Annotated in this window: 20 protein-coding genes; 4 read left to right on the plus strand and 16 right to left on the minus strand. The window is 36.1% G+C overall.

Going from position 1 to position 20,428, the window contains the following annotated elements; all coding sequences use genetic code 11:
- Positions 1-98: 98 nt before the first annotated feature.
- Complete coding sequence (gss, locus tag A9G23_RS05410; protein ID WP_065586642.1) at positions 99-1,973, minus strand: bifunctional glutathionylspermidine amidase/synthase; 1,875 nt, start codon at positions 1,971-1,973, stop codon at positions 99-101.
- 196 nt (positions 1,974-2,169) lie between these two features.
- Between gss and ybeD the strand changes: the two genes are divergently transcribed.
- Complete coding sequence (gene ybeD / locus A9G23_RS05415; protein WP_065586643.1) at positions 2,170-2,436, plus strand: DUF493 family protein YbeD; 267 nt, start codon at positions 2,170-2,172, stop codon at positions 2,434-2,436.
- 287 nt (positions 2,437-2,723) lie between these two features.
- Here ybeD and adk read toward each other — a convergent pair whose 3' ends face one another.
- The 11 genes from adk to putP all read right to left on the minus strand — a co-directional run bounded on the left by adk (position 2,724) and on the right by putP (position 13,770).
- Positions 2,724-3,368, minus strand: coding sequence for an adenylate kinase (adk, locus tag A9G23_RS05420; RefSeq protein ID WP_065586644.1), 645 nt, complete (start codon positions 3,366-3,368; stop codon positions 2,724-2,726).
- Between the two features lie 38 nt (positions 3,369-3,406).
- Positions 3,407-3,658 (minus strand): YfgJ family double zinc ribbon protein, encoded by a 252-nt coding sequence (locus A9G23_RS11900; RefSeq protein WP_081296964.1) that lies wholly within the window; start codon positions 3,656-3,658, stop codon positions 3,407-3,409.
- 3 nt (positions 3,659-3,661) lie between these two features.
- The gene (der, locus tag A9G23_RS05425; protein ID WP_065586645.1) at positions 3,662-5,128 is read right to left on the minus strand and encodes a ribosome biogenesis GTPase Der; all 1,467 of its coding nucleotides are present in this window, start codon (positions 5,126-5,128) and stop codon (positions 3,662-3,664) included.
- A 19-nt stretch (positions 5,129-5,147) separates the two neighbouring features.
- Positions 5,148-6,320: an outer membrane protein assembly factor BamB gene (gene bamB / locus A9G23_RS05430; RefSeq protein WP_065586646.1), complete on the minus strand. Its 1,173-nt coding sequence runs from the start codon at positions 6,318-6,320 to the stop codon at positions 5,148-5,150.
- 26 nt (positions 6,321-6,346) lie between these two features.
- Entirely contained in the window at positions 6,347-7,072 is a 726-nt protein-coding gene (locus A9G23_RS05435; RefSeq protein ID WP_065586647.1) for a YfgM family protein, read from the minus strand.
- An 18-nt stretch (positions 7,073-7,090) separates the two neighbouring features.
- Positions 7,091-8,368 (minus strand): histidine--tRNA ligase, encoded by a 1,278-nt coding sequence (hisS, locus tag A9G23_RS05440; RefSeq protein ID WP_065586648.1) that lies wholly within the window; start codon positions 8,366-8,368, stop codon positions 7,091-7,093.
- Between the two features lie 24 nt (positions 8,369-8,392).
- Positions 8,393-9,502 (minus strand): flavodoxin-dependent (E)-4-hydroxy-3-methylbut-2-enyl-diphosphate synthase, encoded by a 1,110-nt coding sequence (gene ispG / locus A9G23_RS05445; RefSeq protein ID WP_065586649.1) that lies wholly within the window; start codon positions 9,500-9,502, stop codon positions 8,393-8,395.
- Positions 9,503-9,587: 85 nt separating this feature from the next.
- Positions 9,588-10,028: a helix-turn-helix domain-containing protein gene (locus tag A9G23_RS05450; RefSeq protein ID WP_065586650.1), complete on the minus strand. Its 441-nt coding sequence runs from the start codon at positions 10,026-10,028 to the stop codon at positions 9,588-9,590.
- Between the two features lie 60 nt (positions 10,029-10,088).
- Positions 10,089-10,955, minus strand: a complete 867-nt coding sequence (gene pdxY / locus A9G23_RS05455; RefSeq protein WP_065586651.1) for a pyridoxal kinase PdxY — start codon at positions 10,953-10,955, stop codon at positions 10,089-10,091.
- Between the two features lie 4 nt (positions 10,956-10,959).
- Positions 10,960-12,231 (minus strand): tyrosine--tRNA ligase, encoded by a 1,272-nt coding sequence (gene tyrS / locus A9G23_RS05460; RefSeq protein ID WP_218058750.1) that lies wholly within the window; start codon positions 12,229-12,231, stop codon positions 10,960-10,962.
- A gap of 51 nt (positions 12,232-12,282) precedes the next feature.
- Positions 12,283-13,770: a sodium/proline symporter PutP gene (putP, locus tag A9G23_RS05465; RefSeq protein WP_176700237.1), complete on the minus strand. Its 1,488-nt coding sequence runs from the start codon at positions 13,768-13,770 to the stop codon at positions 12,283-12,285.
- Between the two features lie 268 nt (positions 13,771-14,038).
- Between putP and nth the strand changes: the two genes are divergently transcribed.
- The gene (gene nth, locus A9G23_RS05470) at positions 14,039-14,677 is read left to right on the plus strand and encodes an endonuclease III (RefSeq protein WP_065586653.1); all 639 of its coding nucleotides are present in this window, start codon (positions 14,039-14,041) and stop codon (positions 14,675-14,677) included.
- 6 nt (positions 14,678-14,683) lie between these two features.
- Positions 14,684-15,226 (plus strand): endonuclease SmrB, encoded by a 543-nt coding sequence (gene smrB, locus A9G23_RS05475; protein ID WP_065586654.1) that lies wholly within the window; start codon positions 14,684-14,686, stop codon positions 15,224-15,226.
- A gap of 350 nt (positions 15,227-15,576) precedes the next feature.
- Here smrB and cgtA read toward each other — a convergent pair whose 3' ends face one another.
- The 4 genes from cgtA to rplU form a co-directional block, all read right to left on the minus strand.
- A complete protein-coding gene (gene cgtA, locus A9G23_RS05480) occupies positions 15,577-16,749 on the minus strand; it encodes an Obg family GTPase CgtA (protein WP_065586655.1) in 1,173 nt (390 codons plus the stop codon).
- Positions 16,749-17,714: a DMT family transporter gene (locus tag A9G23_RS05485; RefSeq protein ID WP_065586656.1), complete on the minus strand. Its 966-nt coding sequence runs from the start codon at positions 17,712-17,714 to the stop codon at positions 16,749-16,751. The genes cgtA and A9G23_RS05485 overlap by 1 nt, the downstream gene beginning before the upstream one ends.
- 88 nt (positions 17,715-17,802) lie before the next feature.
- The gene (rpmA, locus tag A9G23_RS05490; protein ID WP_034915250.1) at positions 17,803-18,063 is read right to left on the minus strand and encodes a 50S ribosomal protein L27; all 261 of its coding nucleotides are present in this window, start codon (positions 18,061-18,063) and stop codon (positions 17,803-17,805) included.
- 15 nt (positions 18,064-18,078) lie between these two features.
- Entirely contained in the window at positions 18,079-18,387 is a 309-nt protein-coding gene (gene rplU, locus A9G23_RS05495; protein WP_065586657.1) for a 50S ribosomal protein L21, read from the minus strand.
- A gap of 231 nt (positions 18,388-18,618) precedes the next feature.
- Between rplU and narX the strand changes: the two genes are divergently transcribed.
- Entirely contained in the window at positions 18,619-20,427 is a 1,809-nt protein-coding gene (gene narX / locus A9G23_RS05500) for a nitrate/nitrite two-component system sensor histidine kinase NarX (protein WP_065586658.1), read from the plus strand.
- The last annotated feature ends 1 nt before the right edge of the window (position 20,428 follow it).

A 20,428-nucleotide genomic window follows, 5' to 3' on the forward strand; every position in this document is an offset into this window, starting at 1 on the left:
ATATTAGGTTTATACAAGTTATTAAATTAACTATTACACTAATAATGTGTGCTAGTTTTATACTAAAACATCTACTTTCCTAAAACTTTTTTACAAAATTATTTTAAAAACACATCATCCGTCAATACACGTAATGGTTGCATATCGCTTTCACCTTTGATAACTAAAGAAGGATCGGAACGTAAACAAGTTCCACCATAATGTCCACCAACAGTAAAAGTACATAACTGTAGATAACGATCTTCGACTTTTGGTAAGCACCATAGTTCTTGGTAAATGTTTTCTTGTTTAGCAAATCGCCCTACTGTTTTATCAAGGATCTGATCTTTATTACTCACTAACTGAATATCACTGCCACGGCGCCCAGCTATAGGTTTAATCGCATACCCTTTTTTAATTAGGCTGTCAGTGAGCTCGAAAGTTGATTCTAATAAATAACGGTGATTTGGAAATAAAGACCATAATACAGGCAAGATAGCTTTATTACTTGGAATAACAGTCCATAAAGGTTCAAAAACAGATACCTCAGGTCGTAAAAGCACATCGATTAATCTTACCGAATTATCAGGATGCCACGTACGAATTGGTAACCCCGCAATTTGTGCTTCGCTTTCTTCACGAAGTTGATCGAGCACGGTTTCCCATGCCCATGTTTTCCAAACACAAGTTACTTGGCGGTCTTCATCATCTACAAGCCGCCCTCGTTTATCCCATTTTAGTCCAGTAAGTCCTCGTAAAATTTTGCTACTAAATCCCGCCTGAGTAAGTGCTGTTTGCATAAATAACGCATGGTAATTTTCCTCACTATCATTATCTTGCATGATATGAACAAAAGGTTGAGCGTCACTATGCATCCAACAGTTAGCTAAAGAATTGAGTAAGCCACCGCTGGGATTAGTACCAATATTTAGTCCAGCTTGAATTGCCCATTTTTGTAAAATGTGGCCAGCTTCAGTATGGCAAGAAGCCGAATCAGCATTATATTCATAGACTTTAAAGCCACGCTCATCCATACAAAAATCTAATCGCCCTGTAATCATTTGATAACGGCGTTGCTGCCACGAAAGCCTTAATCTTGGCCATAATATTTCTGGAATATTAAAATTAAGTAATAAATTATCATCCATTAATACCTTGTCGGTAGCATGCAAATACATTAAATGTAATTCATTGGTTGCGCGGATGAGTTCTTGTTCGGCACTTTCAGAAATAGTAAAGTAGCGGTAGTGATCATCGTGGCTTATTGCATGACCTGTCGCTGCTACATATGCACTTTCTAATGGATCTGATTCATCTAGCCATTTTTTAGCAAATTGACCTTGATTTTCAATATGAGCACTATGGATTTCAAGTAACGACTTAGAAATTTTAGGTTGGGGTAAACTATATTCAGTTTTTTCAGTTTGAATCATCCAACCTAAGATTTTCGTATCATCAAACGTGTCATGTAATTGATAACCGTCATTAGTCACTGTCATTTTAAGTTCACGTGTCCAATGCTGTCCAATAGGTAAACGTGTATGTATTACATTTTGTTCAGCTATCCGTACTTTATCTTTAAATACTTCAGTAATGATTGCTACATGTCCTGTACGGTCAAAAAATCCAGCGTCATCCCAAACAAGTAATGCGCCGGCTTGAGGCATTTTTTTGCTTCCGTTAGCAAACGCTTGCAAAGGTAAAATCGCTTCGTTAACCACTTTCCTCAGAAATCGCAGTGAAAAAATTTCATGCGCCATTCCAACATCGGTAAAGACAATGCCATAGTTTAAAAATAAAAATCGCCTTGCAAATTCAACGCATTGCCATTTATATCCCATATATTCATAACCAGAATAGCTACGAAATGATGCATCATTAGGATATTGCTTTGGTTCTAAAGTTTCATAATCAGATGAATAAATAGCAACCCCACCCGGGGCATAACCTAATAATGTGCCAAAAGGTTCTTTATTTTTGGAGTTAGATGACATATTGTTTTAGCCTTATTGGTAAAAATAGTAAAAAACGCTTATTTCACTATGTTAGAATTTTCTTATCATAGCTCAAAATATATACTTTAAAAAGCGATGTTTATTGTTCATTACTTGAAGAGTGATAAACAGCCTATATATAGTAATCATTCTTGATACCAATACATTGAACCTATTAAATGAGAAAAATAAAATTATGCAAAAAACAAAATTAAATGAGTTATTAGAGTTCCCATGTTCTTTTACTTATAAAGTAATGGGAGAAGCAAAACCTGAGCTTGTAGACAAAGTGGTATCAGTTATTCAACGCCATGCACCTGGTGATTATACACCATCAATCAAACCAAGTAGTAAAGGTAATTATCATTCTGTATCAATTACCATTAATGCCACGCATATTGAGCAGGTCGAAAATCTTTATAAAGAATTAGGCGAAATCGATATTGTAAGAATGGTCTTATAGCATTTTACGTATTGCGAAAAATAGGGTCTTGCTGTTATGGTTAAGGCTCTCTATCTTAAAAAATAAAATAAAATCAATACGCTACCTGAATAATTTTTAGGTAAAGAATCTGTCCTTGGTTAGAACAAAAATCTACTTAAAAAATATAATAAAATCAGTAACTTCCCTGAAAATTTTTAGACCATGTTTATAATGGCTCTATTTTTAGTTCATTGCTGTATGAGGGCGAGATTAATCTGTTGGAAATAAAAAAAGCGCAAGAGATTGCGCTTCTAATAGATAATAAATTATCCTAAAATTTTAGCTAATTCTTTTGTTACTTCAGCTACAGGCTGTGTTCCATCAACACGGAAATACTGTGTGTGTCCTTCTTTTGCTTCATGTTGATAATAATTAATGAGTGGTTTAGTCAAATCATGATATTCAACAAGACGTTTACGAACGATTTCTTCATTATCATCTTTGCGAATAGTGAGGGGCTCCCCAGTCACATCATCCACATTTTCAACTTTCGGTGGATTATGACGAACATGATAAACACGACCTGAAGCAGCATGAATACGGCGCCCACTCATACGATCAATAATGACAGCGTCTGGTACATCGAATTCAAGCACATAATCAACTTTAATACCGGCCGCTTTCATAGCATCAGCCTGAGGAACAGTTCGAGGAAAACCATCTAATAAAAAGCCATTAGCACAATCGCTTTGCGCAATACGCTCTTTCACTAATGCAATAACAAGTTCATCAGTAACCAATTTACCTGCATCCATTAATTCTTTTGCTTGCAAACCAAGCGCTGTACCTGCTTTTACTGCTGCACGCAACATATCACCAGTTGAAATTTGGGGAATTTCATATTTTTGCATAATAAATTGTGCTTGGGTTCCCTTTCCTGCTCCTGGTGCGCCTAATAAAATAATTCGCATAAAATAACCTCTTATGGCTTTAATATAGATAATATCTTCTATTCTGGTAAATAATGAAATATCACCTTACTGCTGGAGATTAAACCATCAGTTGGGCAAATATAGTTCACCGACCCGCAACCCTTAATCATCTGCGCTTTTTGCAGACAAGTTGGGCAAATATATTGTTCAAAATAATGTTGCTTGCAATGAAGACAATTAAAATGTTGAGGCGAAACAACACTCATTTTATGATGACACTTTGGGCAAAGACCTTCTTGTCCACCATCACTTCTCTTTATTTGAGACATAAATTATTTTCGACCTCTAACATGTTTCATCAATCGACGACGTTTGCGTTGCTGTGATGCGGTTAAACTATTTTTTCTCCCTTCAAATGGGTTTGCTCCTTCTTTAAACTGAATTCGAATTGGTGAGCCCATAATTTTTAGTGAGCGTCTAAAATAGTTCATTAAATAGCGTTTATAAGAATCAGGTAGATCTTCTACTTGATTACCGTGAATCACAACAATTGGTGGATTGTAGCCACCCGCGTGCGCATATTTTAATTTAACGCGGCGTCCTCGCACCAAAGGTGGCTGATGATCGTCTTGTGCCATTTGCATAATCTTAGTCAATAAGGCGGTGTTGACACGGCGCGTTGCGCAATCATATGCTTCTTGTATTGAATCAAATAAGTTACCAACTCCACTACCATGCAAAGCAGAAATAAAGTGAACACGAGCAAAATCAATAAAATCTAATCTATCATCTAGTGTTGTTTTCACTTGCTCTTTGATATCTTGTGACAAGCCATCCCATTTATTAACAGCTATAACAAGTGAGCGCCCACTATTAATAATAAAACCCAGTAATGATAAGTCTTGATCGGATATACCTTCACGGGCATCTATAACTAAAATGGCAACATTAGCATCTTCAATGGCTTGTAAGGTTTTAATGACAGAAAATTTTTCAACGGTTTCGGTGACTTTGCCACGTTTACGTACACCCGCGGTATCAATCAAGATATACTCACGTTCATCGCGTGTCATTGGTATATAGATGCTATCACGCGTAGTGCCTGGCATATCATATACAACGACTCGTTCCTCACCTAAAATTCGATTAGTTAGTGTTGACTTACCTACATTGGGTCGACCCACAATAGCAACTTTGATGGGTTGATTAATAAGAGATTCTGTTTCATCGACAAAATCATCGCAAGATTCAGTTAAGTCTTCAAATTGTTCTTTATTCTCAAAATCACTTTCTTCGTTATTATCAAACTGAAAAATAGGATCTAATACCGTTTCAATTAACGAGCTTACGCCTCGACCATGGCTAGCTGCAATGGGATGAATTTCGCCCAATCCTAAGCCGTAAAAATCAGAAATTGCAGTATCCGCATCAATACCATCAATTTTATTAGCCACTAAAAAAGTGGCTTTTTGACGTGAGCGTAAATGCTTAGCAATAGCATGATCGGCAGGCATGGCACCAGCTCTGGCATCAACCAAGAAAAGAACAATATCCGCTTCTTCTATGGCTTGCAGGGATTGCTCAGCCATAAAGCTTTCAACCCCATCTTCTGTTCCATCAATACCGCCAGTATCAATCAAGATATATTCTTGGCCCTTAATTTCTGCTCGTCCATATTTGCGATCACGAGTTAATCCAGGAAAGTCAGCTACTAAGGCATCTCGGGTTCGCGTTAACCGATTAAATAAAGTCGACTTTCCAACATTTGGACGACCAACAAGTGCTACAACAGGTACCATGATTTTTCTCTAAATTACTTTAATTCATTGTAAAAGCGTAAATATCACCATTTTTGACTTGAACGATTAATTTATTGTCCACAACTAATGGTTTAGATATTAATCCACTACTGCTCACTTGTGTTTTAGCTGCAAGTTCACCATTTTCAGCATTTAGCCAATATAGGTAACCTTCAAAATCACCAAACACAATATAATTCTGATAGATGACCGGATCAGTTAACTGGCGATGTACAAAGTTTGATTGAGTCCACAGTTCACCACCACCGTTCTTATCAATAGCTTGAACCTTATCGTTTTGGTCAATAACAAATAACCGATTAGTATCAACCGCAAAGTTATGAATAGAACCAAGCTCTTTTCGCCAAACAGTCTGACCATTACTTAAATCAAGTGCAACTAAACTACCATTATAACCAGAGGAATAAACTAAATTGCCTTCAACTACGGGAGTAGAATCAACATCATTGAGTTTTGCAATTTCATTAGAGCCTGATGGCTGTGAAATACGTTGCTGCCAAATTAATTGGCCGTCATTAATAAAGTAAGCATTTACTCGACCATTATCATCGCCAACAATAGCTGCACCATGAGCGATAGTCGGTGTAGAGTTGCCTCTTAGCGACAGTGCGGGAACGTCGAAAGAAACATCCCACAAATAATCACCTGTATCACGATTAAGACCTTGAAGAATGCCATTTGCAGTATGAATTATCAATTTGTCTTCAGAAGGTACTGGGCGTGCGAGCACTTCACCTTTTACTACTTTTTCCCACACCACGTTACCATCGCAACGATCTAACGCATACACAACAGCCCGCTCACTACCTACGTACACATATTTATCATCGACACTCACGCCACCAGAAAATAGTGCAGTCTTAGTGCTAAAAAGCGTACTTTTAGATAAATTTACATTCCATATAGTATTACCGCTTGCTAAATCAATTGCTTTAACTTGACCACTACGACTTGCTACGTAAATAACATTATCATAATTAATCGGACCTAATAATGAATAAATATGAGTATTACCAGCAGTACTATTTTTCCACACTTGTTGAATCGGGAATTTATTGTTTACTGTTGGTGACGGTGAAATTTGTACAATTTCTTCTTCCCCACCGAATAAAGAGCACCCAGCAAGTGAAAACACAAAAACACCAGTAAAAAGATATTTTGATAACCTCATTGTATAGCCCCTTATTACAGGATAAATTAATTTTTACTTTCTTCAGATGCAGCTTTTTTTGCCTGAGCTTCTTGCTCTGCCTTTTCTCTAGCTGCTTGAGCTTCTTGTTCAGCTTGTTGCTTTGCGTTTAAATATTCAGTTTGGTTCAACTTCATTTTAATGCTTTCTTCTAAATCTTTGGTTGGAGAAAAAGTTAAAGCAACGTTATAGGCACCCACTGCATCAGCATAGCGAGTCATTTTTACTAACACATCACCACGGAGATCGTTAATGACAGCACCCCAACTTTCACTGGTTACATTGCCTAGCGATGTTAAGCTTTCTTGATATAGCCCTTGTTGATACTGTAAGCGCGCTATACGAATATTGGTAATCGCTTTAACCGGTTCTGAATCAGTTTGCTTTAATGCATTAACCAATAATGCTTGCGCACCAGGATAATCTTTTAATACTTCAATATAAAATTTTGCAGCACGCAAATTAGCAAACACACTATAAATAGTATCGTTGTCTTTAGCAAAAGAGACTAATTCATTAACAGAATCTGGTTGATTATCATCTAATTGAGCAATTAACTGTTCATACTTATCTGATGATTCAATCGCTTTTTCAGCCTTATATGATTGCCAATAACGCCAGCCATAAAAGGCCAATAATCCGATTACAAGAACCGCAACCATAATTTTCCAAGTATTAGCAAAAAAGCCTTTTATATCTTCAAGTTGTTCTTCACTCGATAACTGATGACTCACGTTTTTCTCCTATTTCTTTTACTTAATCGACAAGCAAGTTTGAACAGCGTCTTTTTGTGCAACTTCTACTTGTTCGCCTGTTTGTAAATTTTTAATCATTACTGACTGATTAGCTAATTCATTTTCACCAATAATAACAGCTATTTTAGCACCTAATTTATCTGCCTTGGTAAATTGTTTCTTAAAATTACTACTACCATAATTTGTCATAATTCGCCAATCAGGTAAGCCATCGCGCAATTGCTCTGCAACATCTTGTGCAGCTGCAATTGTCTTTTCATCACCAGATGAGATCATATAAATATCAATCGAATTATCGTGATTGAATGATGGATTAACCGCTTGAACTAATAACACTAAACGTTCAACACCCATTGCAAAACCCACTGCTGGTGTTGGTTGCCCACCAAGTTGGCTCACAAGACCATTATAACGACCACCACCACAAACAGTGCCTTGTGCACCTAAACTGCTAGTTACCCATTCAAAAACTGTACGATTATAATAATCTAATCCACGAACTAATCTTTGATTAATATTATATTTTATTCCGGCATTATCCAATAATCGACACAAGCCTTCAAAGTGGGCTTTGGACTCTTCATCTAAATAATCAAACAATTTTGGCGCTTGGTTGAGTAACTCTTGCACAACTGGATTCTTTGAATCAAGTACACGCAATGGATTAGTATACATTCTACGTAAACAGTCTTCATCCAATTTATCTTTATGTTGTTCAAGAAAGGCAACTAACGCATTTCGATAATTGGCTCTAGCCTCAAGAGAACCAATTGAATTAAGCTCAAGAGAGGTATGCTGTTCAATACCCAAAGCTTTCCAAAAACGAGCCGTTAATAAAATAAGTTCAGCGTCAATATTGGGCCCTTCAAGGCCAAATACTTCAACCCCAAATTGATGAAATTGACGATAGCGTCCTTTTTGTGGTTTTTCGTAACGAAAAGCCGGTCCTAAATACCAAAGGCGTTGTTCTTGATTATAAAAAAGGCCGTGTTCAATGCCAGCCCGAACACAACCTGCGGTAATCTCTGGACGTAAGGTAATACTTTCATCATTACGGTCATTGAATGTGTACATCTCTTTTTCAACAATATCGGTCACTTCACCGACAGCCCGCTTAAATAACGCAGTATCTTCAACAATGGGTGTTCTAATTTCGTTATAGCCATAACTGTTCAATACACCTTTAACGATTTTTTCAATATGTTGCCAACTTGCACTATCTGTTGGGAGTAAATCGTTCATCCCTCGTATAGATTGAATCTTTTTCTCTGTCATTTATTTATTCGCTATCTAATCAAATTATAATTCAGTTGCTGCAATTCGGTTTTTCAATATTAATGCTTTCGCACGAATTTTAGCTTCTAATTCATCAATCATTTGTTCATTATCAATACGGCCAATACGCACACCATCTTCATAAAAACCACTTTTATTATGACCGCCAGCAACCCCCATGGTTGAAGCTAACGCTTCGCCCGGACCGTTAACCACACAACCAATAATTGACACATCCATTGGTGTAATAATATCTTCTAATCGCTGCTCTAATGCATTGACGGTATTAATCACATCAAACTCTTGGCGCGAACAGGTTGGACACGCAATAAAATTAATACCACGAGACCGTATACGCAGCGATTTTAAGATATCAAAACCAACTTTAACTTCTTCTGTAGGATCAGCAGCTAGGGATACTCGGAGTGTATCGCCAATCCCTTCTGATAGCAATAATCCTAATCCAATAGCCGATTTAATCGCACCGCTACGAACACCGCCTGCCTCAGTTATACCCAAGTGTAATGGCTGCTTAATTTGTTTAGCTAACAATCGATAAGCGTCAACTGCAGTAAACACATCAGATGCTTTTACACTAACTTTAAACTGATCAAAATTAAGCCTGTCAAGTATATCAACATGACGCATTGCTGATTCAACAATCGCTTTTGGAGTGGGCTCGCCATATTTTTCTTGAATATCTTTTTCAAGCGATCCCGAATTCACCCCAATACGTATTGGGATGTTTTTATCTTTCGCACAATCGACAACGGCACGAATTCTTGACTCATTACCTATATTACCGGGATTAATTCTTAAACAATCAACGCCATATTCTGCAACTTTTAAAGCTATACGATAATCAAAATGAATATCAGCAATGAGCGGAACTTTTGTTGCCTGTTTAATAAATTTAAACGCTTCGGCTGCATCCATCGTAGGAATGGAAACACGTACAATATCTACACCAACACGTTCAAGCGCTTGAATTTGAGCTACCGTTTTTTCTACATCAGTGGTACGAGTATTTGTCATTGATTGAACTGCTATTGGCGCACCGTCACCAATAGGAACATTGCCGACATAAATTCGGGTAGATTCTCGTCTAAATATTGGTGAATCTTGATGACTCATACATGTTTAACCATATTACAAAATAACTAGCCAGCAATCTTAACAAGATTTAAGACAAATGTCTGTATGAGAATAAGAAAATTTGCTAACTATTAACATGCTTAGAGGGAGATGGAGAAATATAATGACTTACTTCAATAAGATTACTTTTATTATCTTTATTAACATAATATAAACTGATACCACACGCACAAAGCAGAATAAATATACCGATAAAGATAAAAGGAGCCTTTCCTTGTTTTTTCGTTATAAACATTTGCGTTTGGATTTTCTTTTGTTGAGTCTTATATTGTTTAATTAATTCATCGAGATAAGGTTGATACTGTTCAACTGACAAACCGACAATTTCAGCATAAGAACGAATATAACCTTTTATGAAAACAGGAGGGGAATAAGGCAACTGGTCATTTTCGATATCTACAATCACTGCCTTTCGCACATGTATTTTATTGGCAATATCATCTTGAGTTAATCCCATTTGTTCTCGTAAATCAGCGAGCATCACTCCTAATGAAATATCGTCCATTATCCCCTCATAAATTTAATACTAACTGTTAGCTAATTCCATTTTTACATATTTTTATAATTAATCAATTCTTTTTGCATTAAACCATTGTGTTGGTTTTTCGATTTCATTTTGGGCTGCAACTAATTGTAATTCATATTCATCTTGTTTTAAGGTTTCAAGCATAACCGCATACACCGCTGAGGTAGTATGTTCTAAGGCTTCAACCAATGATTTTCCAAGTAAAATATTCGCTAAAAATAGTCCGCTTGTCATATCGCCAACACCAACCGGCTGTCTTACACCGAAATCAACTAATGGGCGATCAATATGCCATGCATCATCTTTAGTCACAAGTAACATTTCAAAACGATCATTTTTATACCCAGCACGGCTTAAATGTTTAACCAAGATGGCTTTAGGTCCTTTTTTACACAACTCTCGACAAACTAAAATGGCTTCATCAACGTTATGAATACGCTGTTTACCATTTAGCTCTTCAAGCTCCAAAATATTTGGTGCTATCATATCTGCCATTGGCAATGCTGTATTACATAAAAACTCTGATACGCCTGATGCAACAAAGCAACCTTTTTCTGGATGACCCATTACAGGATCGCAAAGATAAATCGCATTAGGGTTAACTGCTTTTACTTTTTTTACAATCTCTATAATGGCATTGCCTTGCTCTGGTGATCCCATATATCCACTTAATACCGCATCACAACGCTTCAATTCATCAATTTCATTAATTCCATCAGCAATCTCGGTTAAATGAGATGCAGACATTATCGTTCCAGTCCATTGACGATATTGAGTATGATTAGAAAATTGTACGGTGTTTAAAGGCCAAACATTTACCCCTAATCGACGCATAGGAAATACAGCAGCACTATTTCCTGCATGACCAAATACAACATGTGACTGAATCGATAAAATATTTTTCATGAATTTAGCTCCAAATTAACAAGCAATAATATTTTTTACCACGACGAAGTAAAGTATAACGATTAAAAAGCTTATCACTATCTGCAAAATGGTAATCTATTGTTGTATTACGTTCCCCATTAATTGAAATGGCATTAGATTCAATCATCGTTCTTGCTTGCCCTCTTGATGGAGCAAACTCCGCATTAACGATTGCTTGTTGTAAATCAATATCACCCTCAGCGGCTAATGTTGGCATACCATCTTGAGCTAATTGTTCAAAGTCAGTTTCAGACAAATCAGTTAATTTGCCAGAGAATAGGCTTTCAGTAATGCGTTTTGCCGCTATAAGCCCTTCTTCACCATGAACTAAGCGAGTAACTTGTTCCGCAAGTACATATTGAGCACGAGGCGCAACACCACTGTTTTTATCTTCTTCTTCCAATGCATCAATTTCATTTAACGGCATAAATGTGAAGAACTTTAAGAATCGATAAACATCAGCATCTGCAGTGTTAATCCAGAACTGATAGAATTTATACGGGCTTGTCTTTTTCGGATCTAACCATACCGCACCACTTTCAGTTTTACCAAACTTAGTACCATCTGATTTAGTAATTAAAGGCACAGTCAAACCATAAACTTGTTTTTGATGTAAGCGACGTGTTAAATCAATACCTGCAGTAATGTTACCCCATTGATCAGAGCCACCAATTTGTAAAACAACATCATGCGATTTATTCAAACAAGCAAAATCATAAGATTGCAATAAGCTATAAGAAAATTCGGTAAACGAAATACCCACCTCATCACGATCGATACGTTGCTTAACTGACTCTTTGTTAATCATCGCATTTACTGAAAAATACTTACCAACATCACGTAAAAATGTCAGCACATTCATGCGACTAAACCAGTCGTAGTTATTAGCCACAATTGCCGAATTTTCACCACAATTAAAATCTAAAAATGGAGAGACCTGTTGTTTAATTTTTTCACTCCACTCAACAACTGTCTCCTCAGTATTAAGTTTACGCTCTACCGCCTTAAAACTCGGATCACCAATTAATCCGGTCGCCCCACCAACTAAAGCCACAGGTTTATGTCCAGCTAATTGAAAGCGTTTTAAACAAAGTAAGGGGACTAAATGACCGAGATGCAAACTATCGGCTGTTGGATCAAAACCACAATAAAGCGCAATAGGATTTTTTTCAATTTGTTCTATTAGTGCTTTTTCATCGGTAAGCTGAGCAATCAGTCCACGTTCTTGTAGTTGTTTGATCACATTTTTTGTCATGATATTTTACCTATTAAATTTATTACATTTATATTCTAGTTTAAATAAAATTTATTTTGTTTTGTTATGATAACGTTTATACGCTTGTTCAAAATGATCTGCCACTATTTCATTTGGCTTTTTATCAAAATAACTAAAAACAACAATAGCTATAGAAGCAAATAAAAATCCAGGAATAAGCGAATAAAGATTAAACCAATTGAAATTAATCCATAACAACACAGTTATTGTACCCGTTATCATTCCAGCTAGTGCACCATTACGCGTCATACGTGACCAAAAAACAGAAAATATGATTATAGGACCAAACGCCGCACCAAATCCAGCCCAAGCATGGCTCACTAAATCAAGTACGCTATTATTTGGATTAATAGCTAATAAAATCGCAATAACTGAAACTAGTAACACCATTACTCTACCAACCCATACCAACTCTTGTTGCTTCGCCTTTGGTCTAAAGAAGGCTCGGTAAAAATCTTCTGTTATAGCGCTTGAGCAAACTAATAGCTGGCAACTTAATGTGCTCATTACTGCAGCTAAAATAGCGGCCAACAGGATGCCTGCAATCCAAGGATTAAACAGTAATTTTGACAGTTCAATAAAAATACGTTCATGTTTACCATTGTCAATCAAATAAGCTAAATCGGGATGATGAGCAAAAAAGGCAATACCAAAAAAGCCAACCGTAATGGCTCCGACTAAACATAAAATCATCCAAGTCATACTAATTCGACGCGCATTTTTCATTACTTCGTGTGAATCAGCAGCCATAAATCTGGCTAAAATATGTGGTTGCCCAAAATACCCAAGCCCCCAGCCTAATAATGAAATTATGGCGATAAAATCCATGTGAGCAAATAAATTGGTATAATCAGGATTGAGCGATTCAATATATGCCAATGCATCAGAAAGCCCACCAGCATTCACTATAACCATGATTGGGGTTAGAATAAGTGCAAACATCATTAAGCTGGCTTGAATAGTATCAGTCCAACTTACAGCTAAAAAACCACCAATAAACGTATAGATAATTGTTGCACCGGCACCTGCTAACATTGCCCAGCCATAACTCATACCAAATGTACTTTCGAATAATTTTGCGCCAGCAACCACACCGGAAGCACAATAAATAGTAAAAAAGATAAGAATAATCACCGCAGAAATGATGCGAAGTAAAGAACTTTTATCATCAAATCGACGAGCAAAATAATCGGGTAAAGTTAATGAATTATGATTGATTTCCGTAAAAACACGTAATCGTCCAGCGATCAGTAACCAATTCAAATAGGCGCCAATAATCAATCCAATTGCAGTCCAACTTTGAGAAATACCAAACAAATAAACCGCACCAGGTAGCCCCATTAACAACCAACCACTCATATCTGAAGCGCCAGCTGAAAGTGCTGTCACAACACTACCAATACGGCGCCCACCTAAAATATAATCACCAAAATTCTGTGTTGATCGAAACGCAAAATAGCCAATCATAATCATGCCTAAAATGTATATAGTAAAGGTGACAATCATTGGTAAGGACATATTTTTAAAAAACCTTGTTTGATAAAATTAAAAAATAGTTGGCTAGCTTATCATAAAATCACCATGCTAAAAAGCCAGTGATTATGAATGTGAATACTCAAATAACTAAAACCTACACAACGTTTAAAATAAATGTATCTTGCAATTGGTAATCAGTACTCGATACATTTCATTGTTTAAATCTATATAAAAACTAAATGTGAGCTACAGATAAATAGTAAATAAAAGTATATAATATGCCCCTCACTATTTTTAATATAATTATTTTGTGAAACAATCAACCCGAATCCAAATTTTAGAAAGATTAAAGGATCATATTAAAGATCCAACAACAGAACTAGTTTATCAGACACCCTTTGAACTACTAATCGCAGTAGTGCTTTCAGCACAAGCGACTGATGTTAGTGTAAACAAAGCCACTAAACCACTATTTACTGTTGCAAATACTGCCGAGCAAATTTTAGCTCTTGGTGTTGATAAACTAAAAAGCTATATTCGTACCATTGGGCTTTATAATAGTAAAGCTGAAAACATTATAAAAACATGTCAAATTTTAGTTGATAAATATCAAGGCGAAGTACCAGAAAATTTTGATTCACTTATTGAGTTACCCGGTGTGGGTCGTAAAACAGCCAATGTTGTGTTAAATACGGCGTTTGGTTGGCCGACCATTGCTGTTGATACACATATTTTTAGAGTAAGTAACCGTACAGGTTTTGCACCTGGTAAAACTGTCGAAGCAGTTGAAGAAAAATTGCTGAAAGTCGTACCGAAAGAATATAAAATAAATTGTCACCATTGGCTAATATTACACGGTCGTTATACCTGCATTGCCAGAAAGCCTAGATGCGGTTCTTGTGTTATAGAAGATTTGTGTGAATTTAAAGAAAAAGTTTACCCAGAGTGAAAATTAATGCCAAATAAATTTAATTTAGACCAAGATGACATAAACTTGTTTAAAAATAGTATTGGTAACACCAAAAAGTTAAAACAAGATACTGTTATTCATAAACCGATAAAACGCTCAAAAAAAATAATGGAAACACAAAAACTACAACATGATAAAACGCATGCTGAGTTTTATTTTTCTGATAATTATCAACCTCTATTGCAACAAGATCCTATCAGATATAGTCGAGAAAATGCCGATCCTTATGAAGTAAAAAAATTACGCCGTGGATTTTATGAACCAGAATTCTTTTTGGATTTACATGGGCTCACTCAGCAAGAGGCTAAAAAAGAGATTGCAGCCCTTATCGCCGCGTGTTTACGTGAAAGAGCCCATTGCGCATGTATCATGTATGGACATGGAAAGAATATTTTAAAAAAACAGACGCCTATGTGGCTTGCACAACACCCTCGCATTATTTGTTTTCACCAAGCACCAAAAGAGTTTGGTGGCAGCGCAGCATTACTCATTTTATTTGACATCAACAATGAATTAGCAAATAACTAGTACTTGAAAATTAAAATAGCTGTGAATCACCCAAAAATAAAAAAGCCAGCTTAGCGATGCTAGTCTGGCAAACATTGGAAGCAATGTGAGCAATGTCATACTTTTTAGAAGCCTTTCGAGCTCTAACAAAGCACAAATTAATGATAATGATTATCATTACTGAAAGCAAGCATTTTTTGACTCCTTTAAATTAAACACAAATAAATGCCTGAATCGCCTATTTCATAATAAGTTAGTTTATATTTAACTTTTTGAAAAATAAAAATAAGCAGAAGCTTTCACTTCTGCTTTTATAAAACGATTGTACGCAACATCTAATTTAGGTGAAATAAAAGGGAGTATAATACTCATTATTTTTGATAAATAAACTCTACGCCCTCTTCATCACTTTCATCCCAATCATCAAAATCATCGTCATCATCGTCATCATCAAAAGCTTCATTCATTGCTTGTTGATGATAATCATCCCACATAAATTCAACTTTTTCGGGTGATGATTCTTGTTCAGCTTCACGTGGATGAGCATTAATATATTCCATTAAATCCCAGCATAACGCTTTTACACCTTCTTGATTAATGGCAGAAATAACATAATATTTATCCTGCCAGTCAATCGCCTTAGCAATTTCAGCCGCACGTTTAGCACTCTCCTCTGGCCCTAATACATCCATTTTATTAAATACTAACCAACGAGGTTTATTCGCTAATTTTTCGCTGTATTGTTGAACTTCTTGAATGATTACTTTAGCATTTTCTATCGGATCTGATTCATCTACTGGTGCCATATCGATTAAATGGACTAAAACACGGCAACGCTCAAGGTGTTTTAAGAAACGAATACCCAGTCCTGCACCATCTGACGCGCCCTCTATCAAACCGGGGATATCAGCAACAACAAAACTTTGTTCATTATCCATTCTAACAACACCTAAACTCGGTACTAAAGTCGTAAATGGGTAATCGGCAACTTTCGGCTTAGCTGCTGAAACAGCTCGAATAAATGTTGACTTACCTGCATTAGGCAAGCCTAGCATCCCAACATCAGCAAGCAATAATAGCTCTAATAATACATCACGTTTTTCACCTGGAGTACCATCGGTTTTCTGTCTTGGTGCACGATTGACTGATGATTTAAAACGCGTATTCCCAAGCCCATGAAAACCACCTTTGGCAACCAATACTTTTTGCTGGTGATGCGTTAAGTCACCTATAATTTCGCCTGTATATTTATCTGTGATGCGTGTTCCCACGGGCACTTTAACAGTAATATCTCGACCACGTTTCCCCGTACAATCAGAACCTTGTCCATTTTGACCGCGCTCTGCGCGATAATTTTTTTCAAACTGGAAATCAACAAGTGTATTTAAATTCTCATCAGCAATAAAAAAGACATCACCACCATCACCACCGTCGCCACCATCAGGGCCACCTTTGGGTATATACTTTTCTCGGCGAAAACCGACACACCCATTTCCACCATCACCGGCTTCAACTCGGATTGATGCTTCATCAACAAATTTCATTATTCTTCCCCTTTATTGAAGTTAATTAGCCAGCCTCTTCTTGGATGCCAAAGATAATGCCCAATGGTTGCAAACATTGCGCCCGCAACAACAGACACGGCGCCAATATAACCTAAAATATTTAAATACTGCATAGCAAACTTTTCAGGCCAAATTAATGCAAACAAATCTGAAAAGATCAGTGCAAATAATGGTGTTAAGGTTGTTATAGCACTCACTTGTGCCGCTTGCCACCGTTCCATTGCCATCACTAACGCTCCATAAGCAATAATGGTATTTAAACCACAAAATATGATAGCAAGTAGTTGCGTTGCATCAGCATTGGCTATTTTACTTGGTGAGGTAAAAGGCAACAAAAAAACAGCACAAATAAGGTAAATTAACCAAAGTAATTGTTCTGCACGTAATTTTCGTAATAGTACTTTTTGAGCAAGTGCATAGCAAGCCCACGATACCGAAGCCAATAAGCCAAGCCAAACACCAATGCTATATGCAGACATATTAGAAAAAAGATCGACAATATTTTTATTAAAAAATAGTACAAGCCCTGTGAGCAATACTAAGATACCAATAATCTGTGTCGGTCTTAATCGCTCTTTAAAAATAAAAGCACTTGATATCATAAATATCACAATGCCAGTTTGTCCAACTACCTGAGCTGTTGTGGCAGAAAGGTACTGAACAGCACTTGCAAATAATGCAAAATTACCCAACAATCCAAAGCCAGCAATCATCAATAATATAAAGCGACGACGCTTTTTAAACATCATTAAATTAGGGAATTGCTTTTTGTAAGCCAGCCAGATGGTTATACCAAGCGCTGAAATAGCCAATCGCGACCAAGCTAAAGTCAACGGATCAATAACTACCAGCGCATATTTCATTGCAACTGGCACAATGCCCCACATCACTGCTGTTAACATGGCAAGTGCAAAACCTAATTTAACATTTTGCTGTTTTATCATATCGCCATCAATTTTATATGAATTTTAAGAAATGAAAAAAGCCCCACAATAACTGTGAGGCTTCTATAACTTTCGAACCGCTTTTAAATTAGCTATTAGCAACTACACTAACATAACGACGGTTTTTAGGGCCTTTAACTTCAAACTTTACTTGTCCATCAATTAAGGCAAATAGAGTATGATCGCGACCACAACCCACATTAGTTCCTGGGTGAAATTGAGTTCCACGTTGACGAACTAAAATATTACCAGCAAGAACTTCTTGACTACCATAACGTTTAACACCTAAACGTTTACTTTGGGAATCACGACCATTACGTGATGAACCACCAGCCTTCTTATGTGCCATTGTTCGATACTCCTATTAAGCGATTGCAGTGATCTTCACATCAGTGAACCACTGACGGTGACCTTGTTGTTTACGATAGTGTTTACGACGACGGAATTTAACAATTTTCACTTTGTCACCACGACCGTGTTCAACAATTTCTGCTTTAATTGTTGCACCTTCAACAAACGGAGCACCAACTTTGATGTCTTCACCATTTGCTACCATTAAAACTTTATCGAAAACAACTTCTGCACCTGTTTCGACTTCAATTTTTTCCAAGCGAACGACTTCTCCTTCGCTAACTCGGTGTTGCTTACCACCACTTTGGAAAACTGCGTACATACTTAACTCCGCAATAAAAAGCAGACGATTACTTGATTAAACATATATGTCTGCGTAATTAATCTTATAGGGCGTGAATTTTACGCAAAATTTATTCCTGTTGCAAGCGCTGTTTAACAAAAGATCGCAAAAAGTGACAAAAAAGATCAGCAGCATACACTTTTCAAGCTACAATAATCATAAATTACTATTTATCCGAAATAAAATTATAAAATAATATTGAGTGTTTATATGCCGAAAAGAAAAATTCGCTACAGCGCATCAATTATTAATCGTTTAACACTATTAATGTTTTTTTTAGGTACTATTGCTTTAATCGCCTTATCGTTTTCAATTCAGGTAGCCAATGATGCAAAAGGTGGGGCATATATGGTGAATCAATTAGGTTTGCTAAGAATGAAGAACTACCAACTGCTTACCATGATTCCTCTTAACAAAAAAGAGTATGACCACTTGAACATTTTTATGGGTATTACTTCATCACAGCAGCATCTCATACTTTTAAAACGCTACGGCTTAATGAATGAATTTAATCAGTTAGAAACTGATTGGCAAACTCAACTTACCATTAAAATAAAGCAAGCACAAAAAATGGATGATATAAAAAGTGACATTGAAAATTATGTTGTTCGCATTAACGATTTAGTATATAAAATTGATCAAAATACCGAGGGAAAAATTCAACATATTTCTCAAATACAACAATTATTTATTTTTATCATTGCCCTATTTCTTACCGCTCAGATCTACTATTTGCGTTACTACCTTCTTGCACCATGGACAAAACTAATTGATATGGCCGAAGCTATTTCGAACCACAATTTTAAAGCGCGTTTTAATATTAGAGCCCAAAAGAATGAATTTGATCTATTAGGGCTCGCTTTCAATAAAATGTCAACTCAGATCGAGTCACAATATTTATTGCTAGAACAACAAGTTGCGGAAAAAACCGCTAAATTACAACAAACCAATAAGATCGTTTCCTTTCAATATCAAGCTACCAAGCAGCTACATACTTCAGAACCATTATGTGAACGTTTTTTAAAAATATTACGCGAACTCGAGGAATTAGTCCCACTAACTCAATTTCAAATTCGCTTTTATGAATCAGATGATCCTAAGCATTATCAACAAATCAGTTATGATAATGAACAAAAATTATCCTATTGCCAAAATCCCACTTGCAGTGCATGTTTGATCTCACCAAAACCCGATCAAAAAAATGGTTTTCAACGTCATTGGTATCTTCAAGAGAACGACGAAAAATATGGGATATTATTTGCTTTACAGTCAGAAGAGGTCATATTAACCGATGAGCAAGAAAAATTAATTATGGGATTGATTGGGCAAATGACCACAGCAATGAAGCTAGAAAGAAAAATAGAACAACAAAAGCAATATTTATTAATGAAAGAACGCTCAGCAATGGCCAGAGAACTGCATGACTCCATCGCGCAATCACTATCTTGTTTGAAAATACACCTGAGCTGTTTACAAATGCAATCCGATTTAACTTCACAAAATAGTATTGAATTACTAGCAACTATGCGTAAAGAGGTCAATATTACTTATTCTCAACTAAGAGAGCTAATTACGTCTTTTCGTTTACGCTTAAACCAAACTGGGTTTTATGCAAACCTAATGGAATTAATTGAAGAATTTAATCAAAAATTACAATTCAACATTCAGTTTGAATACCATTTACCATTAAATATTATCAATAGTAAATATGCATTTCATTTATTACAGATTATTCGAGAAGGACTTAATAATATATACAAACATGCTAAGGCCACACATGTAATTGTAAGTTTAAAAATTGATGACAATCAAATTATCTCTGTTTGCATAAAAGACAATGGCATTGGCTTACAAAATGATATTAAACAAGAAAATCATTATGGTTTGATCATTATGCATGATAGAGTTGAATCACTAAATGGTAATTTAACAATAGATAGCACTCCCCACAAAGGGACACAAATTATGGTAGCATTTAAAACTAATAAAATCATTCCATTTAAGGCAATAGATGAGTAAA

This window comes from Gilliamella sp. App4-10 (genome assembly GCF_001690495.1).
Taxonomy (GTDB): Bacteria; Pseudomonadota; Gammaproteobacteria; order Enterobacterales; family Orbaceae; genus Gilliamella; species Gilliamella apicola_G.